Source organism: Dietzia sp. DQ11-44, from assembly GCF_014145205.1.
Taxonomy (GTDB): domain Bacteria; phylum Actinomycetota; class Actinomycetes; order Mycobacteriales; family Mycobacteriaceae; genus Dietzia; species Dietzia natronolimnaea.
The window spans coordinates 1-4,968 of sequence record NZ_JAALEC010000749.1; the positions used below are offsets into that span (position 1 = coordinate 1).

6 protein-coding genes are annotated in these 4,968 nt (G+C 71.5%); 5 read left to right on the top strand and 1 reads right to left on the bottom strand.

The genetic code is table 11. The features are described 5' to 3' along the window. The 3 genes from G6018_RS16830 to G6018_RS16840 form a co-directional block, all read left to right on the top strand. Positions 1-1,136, top strand: a 1,136-nt coding sequence (locus G6018_RS16830) for an MCE family protein (protein ID WP_187701178.1), incomplete at its 5' end; no start/stop codon positions are given. Beyond that, positions 1,126-1,761 (top strand): hypothetical protein, encoded by a 636-nt coding sequence (locus tag G6018_RS16835; protein WP_182610697.1) that lies wholly within the window; start codon positions 1,126-1,128, stop codon positions 1,759-1,761. The genes G6018_RS16830 and G6018_RS16835, both read left to right, overlap by 11 nt. A gap of 72 nt (positions 1,762-1,833) precedes the next feature. Further along, positions 1,834-2,688, top strand: a complete 855-nt coding sequence (locus G6018_RS16840) for an oxygenase MpaB family protein (RefSeq protein ID WP_304816467.1) — start codon at positions 1,834-1,836, stop codon at positions 2,686-2,688. A 102-nt stretch (positions 2,689-2,790) separates the two neighbouring features. On the opposite strand, the gene G6018_RS16845 is transcribed toward G6018_RS16840, so the two are convergent. Next, positions 2,791-3,504 (bottom strand): GntR family transcriptional regulator, encoded by a 714-nt coding sequence (locus G6018_RS16845; protein ID WP_187700710.1) that lies wholly within the window; start codon positions 3,502-3,504, stop codon positions 2,791-2,793. Positions 3,505-3,717: 213 nt separating this feature from the next. On the opposite strand from G6018_RS16845, the gene G6018_RS16850 reads away from it, so the two are divergent. Next, entirely contained in the window at positions 3,718-4,518 is an 801-nt protein-coding gene (locus G6018_RS16850; protein WP_179523929.1) for a crotonase/enoyl-CoA hydratase family protein, read from the top strand. A 58-nt stretch (positions 4,519-4,576) separates the two neighbouring features. After that, the coding region (locus G6018_RS16855) for a glutamate-cysteine ligase family protein (RefSeq protein ID WP_241732212.1) at positions 4,577-4,968 on the top strand (392 nt) is incomplete at its 3' end.

The following is a 4,968-nucleotide window of genomic DNA, read 5'->3' on the forward strand; positions in this document are numbered from 1 at the left end:
TCGGGGAGGACGCCGACGTGGCGAGTGGTTTCCGGGTGGTGGCCCACGTCGAGGACGCGCGGGGCGTCGGACCCGGGGTGCGCGTGACCTACCGCGGCGTGGACGTGGGGGAGGTCCAGGACGCCGTTCTCGACGGGGTCGGCGGGGTCCGGCTCCACCTGAGGATCGTCGACGGCACCCGGATCCCCGTCAGCGCACACGCCCGGGTGGTGACCAGCACGGCCCTGGGGGACAACCGGCTCGACGTCCGGCAGACGAGCGGAGCCGGTCCCTACCTGGGAGAAGGTGGTGAGTTGCTGGTCCCCGAGGACGAGCAACCCGCGTCGATCGAGCACCTCATCGCCGACATCGACACCTCGCTGCGGGCGCTGGACCCGGAGTCCCTGGCCTCGTTCGGGGACAGCGTGGCCACCGCTCTCGAGGGCAACGGCCCGCGGCTTGGCGCGATCCTCGAGGACACCGCACTGCTCACGGCTGTGTTGACCGAGCAGGCTCCCACGTTCCGCGGGCTCGTCGGCGACGGGCTCGTGACCGTGCGCGCGCTGGCGGCGCGCGCGGATCCGCTCAGCGGGTCGGCCTCGGTGGCCCGCGACGTCGCCGAGCAGCTGGCCCGCCGGGAGGACACGCTCGTGTACCTGCTCGACCGATCACCCGAGGCGATGCTCCGGGCCCAGGTGCTCCTCGATGCCAACCGGGAGGACGCGGCCGGCCTGCTCGCCAACACCCTCGTCGTCACACCCGTGTTCCGCGATCGGGGACCCGCCTGGGAGGCCGGCCTCACGCAGGGCGAGCGGGGACTGCGGGCCCTGGCGGGGACCGTGCGTGACGGTCGCGCGGACTTCCAACTGGTCGCCACCCAGGGGCCGGTGTGCGTCTACCCGTACGAGCCCCGCGACGTCGTCGACCACTCCCCGCGTGAGCCGAATCTGCGGTTGTACTGCCCGCCGGGCGAGGACCTGGAGCAGCGGGGATCGCGGGCGGCTCCCCGACCGAACGACGAGGGACTGGCGGGGGCGACCGAACCCGGAACCAGGATCGGCCCGGACATGGCCGTCGACCCCGTGCTCGTCCCGACCGGCAAGGAGATCGCCGCGTACTGGGCGACGATGATGGAAGGACTGCGTCATGGCGGCTGAGGCACCCAGGGAGGACAACGTCCCGGAGGGCAGGGCCCGGGAGAACAACGTCCCGGAGGATAGGGCCCGGGCGGACAACGTCCCGGAGGACAAGGCCCGGGCGGACACCTCCACGGTGGACGATGATCCCGTGGAGGGCACGACCCCCCCGCGGAGGAACTCCGCTCGCATCGTGAGCGCTGTGGTCGTGGTGGCACTGGTGGCCGCGTGTGCCTGGTTGGGCTACCTCGTGTGGTCGGACCACCGGGAGGACGAACTCCGACGCAGCGCGGTCGAGGACGCCACCCGCCTGGTCGTCCAACTCGCGTCCTACGACCACGGCGACGTGGACGCCAACATCGAGGCGGTCGTGGCGGACGCCACTCCGGAGTTCGCCGACCGCTATCGCGAGGTCTCCGAGGGGCTGCGCGAGTTGCTCACCAACGGACAGGGCACCTCGACCGGAACCGTGACCCACGCGGGGGTTCAGAGCGTGGACACCGGCAGCGCCGTGGTGCTGGTCTTCCTGGATCAGGAGATCACCAACGTCACCGTGCCCGAGGGCCGGGTCGACGCGAGCCGCATGGTCGTGACCCTGGTCCGCGACGGGAACCGCTGGCTGCTCGACTCCGCCGAACTGGCCTGATCCGTCACCGCCGAACCGGCCTGATCCGTCACCGCCGACCGAACGACACCGATACCCGAGGAGAACCGCCACGTGATCACCGAACTGCACCGCAATCCCGCCCCGCCCACCCCACGCCGTCGACCGCCCGTCCTCCCCGACGCCCTCGACTCGATCGGTGCGGCCGGCGGGGTCGCCAACGTCATCATGCAGTTGTCCTGGCCCGAGGTGGGCTGGGGGGTACGCGAGAGCCGGGTGGACACCGGCAACGTCTACAAGAGGCCGTTGAAGCGGGCCCGGACGACCTTCCAGTACCTGGCGGTGGCCACGCTGGGGAGCGACGACGACAAGCGGGTCTACCGCGAGGAGGTCACCCGCATCCACCGTCGGGTGCACTCCACACCCGACAGTCCGGTCAAGTACAGCGCGGTGGACCCGAAGCTCCAGATGTGGGTGGCCGCCTGTCTGTACGTGGGATTCGAGGACGTCTTCGAGTGGCTGCACGGACCCATGACCGAGTCCGACCGCGAGGCCTTCTACCGCTCCGCCCCGTCTCTGGGGACGACGCTCCAGGTGCGCGCCGACCAGTGGCCGGCGACGCGGGCGGAGTTCGACGACTACTGGCACGAGGGCAAGTCCCGGATCCGATTCGACGACTCGGTACGCGACCACCTGGTGGGTCTGACGGAGCTCCGGATGCTGCCGCAGCCCACGACGGTCCTGTTCGGGCGCCTGAACAAGTGGGTGACGACCGGGTTCCTGCACCGCGAGTTCCGCGACGCGCTGGGGCTGGCGTGGGACCCGCGGGACCAGCGGCGCTTCGAGCGGTTCCTGGCGCTCACCGCGGCGGCCAACCGGATGCTCCCGTACCCGGTCCGGACCCTCACCTACCGGGTGCTGCTGCTGGACCTGAAGTGGCGCCTGCGAACCGGACGGCCGCTGATGTGACGTCCCGGGGCTCACGTCGGAGATGAGACGGCGGAGGCCGGGGCGGTGTCGCCCCGGCCTCCGGTGGTCGCGGGTCGGACCCGCGCGACGAGTGCCGGGTGGTCAGGCCTGCGCGACCAGCGTCGCGCCCCGGTCCTCGTCGCGGTCCTCGTCCCACACGCCGGCGCGCTGGAGGTGCGCGATGAGCAGGTCGGCGCCGTTGGTGAACTCCCGGTCGACCACGGCGTGGGCCGTCTCCACGTCGCCGGTGCGCAGCGCCTCGAGCATCCGCCTGTTGTCCTCGAGCGCGGTGGACCGCCAGTCCGGATCCTCGGCGTAGAGCCGGTAGGGCATGTAGCGCGCGGCGTTGTTGAGGAAGCGGGACAGCTTGTCCGACCGGGACGCCCGGTTGATCGAGCGGTGGATGGCGTACTGCGCGCTCACCACACGGTCCGGATCGCCCGTCACGGCCGCCGCCTCGAAGTCCTCCACCAGGCGGGCGTGGTGCTCGAGGGCCGCCTCGTCGAACCGGGTGATGGCACGGTCGACGATCCGCTTGGACAGCCGGGCCTGCAGCCAGAAGATGTCCTCGACGTCCTGCCTGCTCATCGGCGAGACCAGGTAACCGCGTCGTGGGACCAGATCGACCAGCCCCTCCCCGCGCAGGGTCAGCAGGGCCTCGCGCACCGGGGTCACGCTCACCCCGAGAGCGGCCGCGGTCTCGTCCAGACGGATGAAGTCCCCGGGGCGCACCTCGCCGCTCATGATCCGGGTCCGGACGTGGTCCGCGACCTCCTCGGAGAGCTGCGGACGCTGCGCGAGTCGTGTTGCGGCCATATCCGCCACCTCATCTCCGGGGATCACGAACGACCGAGGGGCCTCGGCCGAGAATCGAAATCAAATATATCCGAGGAGTGTGCGATTGCCCAGCAGGGGTGAGCGCCTCTCCCCCGCTGTATGGCCCCGGTGGAGAGTCTCGCGCATGGCACCGGCCCGGGGGAGGTGGGCGTTTCGCCCGCGTGTGCCGACGTGCCGGGCGAGACTGGGGGCATGACCTCATCCGAGACCCGTCCAGCCGTCCGCACCGAGCGCCGCGATCACATCCTGCTCGTCACCCTCGACCGCCCCGAGGCCCGCAACGCCGTCAACGGCGAGGTGAGCACGCTGCTCGGGCGGGCCCTGCACGAGGCGGACACGGACCCGGAGATCCGGGTGGTCGTCCTCACCGGGTCGGGGGAGCAGTCGTTCTGCGCGGGGGCGGACCTCAAGGCGATCTCCCGGGGAGAGGACATCTTCCCGGCGGAGAACCGCCAGTGGGGTTTCGCGGGCATGATGCAGCATCACGTCTCCGTGCCGGTGATCGCCGCGGTCAACGGCACCGCGCTGGGCGGGGGCTGCGAGATCGCGCTGGCGTGCGATCTCGTGGTGGCCGCCGATCACGCGATCTTCGGACTGCCGGAGGTCAGGCGGGGCCTCATCGCGGCGGCGGGCGGTGCGTTCCGGCTGCCGGCCCAGCTGCCCCACCGGGTGGCCATGGAGATGATCCTCACCGGCGAGCCGGTCACGGCCGAGCGTGCACTGGACCTGCATCTGATCAACCGGGTCGTCCCGGCCGGGGACCTGCTCGACGCGGCGCTCGAGCTGGCCGGCGTGATCGCCGCCAACGCCCCGTTGGCCGTCCAGGCCAGCAAGCGCGTCGCGCTGGGCATCAGCGACGGGACCCGCCCGGCGGAGGACGACCGCTGGAAGGTCAGTGACACGGAGATGATCACCGTCATGACGTCGGAGGACGCCATGGAGGGCCCGCGTGCGTTCTCGGAGAAGCGGGCTCCGGTCTGGAAGGCGCGCTGAGACCCATCCCACATCCCGACCGGATGTGCACCCCGCCCGCCCGCACTACATTTCCTTCATGGGAGCCCAGTTCAGGTCAGCGGTGATCGAAGAGGACCTCCAGGTCCTCGACTCCGAGAGTCGGGAGCTCACGCCCAGGGCGTCCGAGCTGCTGGCCCACCGATCAGCGGACGTCGCTGCCGACGAGGTGCGCAACTGTGTGATCCGGACACGCACCCGTCCGGCCCACACGGCCTCGGGCCTGCGCTCCGGGCTGCACGAGGCGCGCGAGGGACTGCGCCGGGTGGGCGAGGGCCGCGGCCTCACGGTGGCGGCCGCGGGAGCGGTCCCGCTGGTCCCCCCGGGGTCGGCGCTGGTCGACGAGAGCCCCCGGATGCGCCGGCTGCTGGCGGACTACGAGTTCCTGGCCCGCGGTCAGATCTACTGCGGCACCCGGATCCGGGTGCCGCA

What these genes read in the sequence shown, in the direction of transcription:
- G6018_RS16835 (WP_182610697.1), top strand. Translation starts at nt 1,126, where the DNA reads ATGGCGGCTGAGGCACCCAGGGAGGACAACGTCCCGGAGGGCAGGGCC.
- G6018_RS16845 (WP_187700710.1), bottom strand. Translation starts at nt 3,504, where the DNA reads ATGGCCGCAACACGACTCGCGCAGCGTCCGCAGCTCTCCGAGGAGGTC.
- G6018_RS16850 (WP_179523929.1), top strand. Translation starts at nt 3,718, where the DNA reads ATGACCTCATCCGAGACCCGTCCAGCCGTCCGCACCGAGCGCCGCGAT.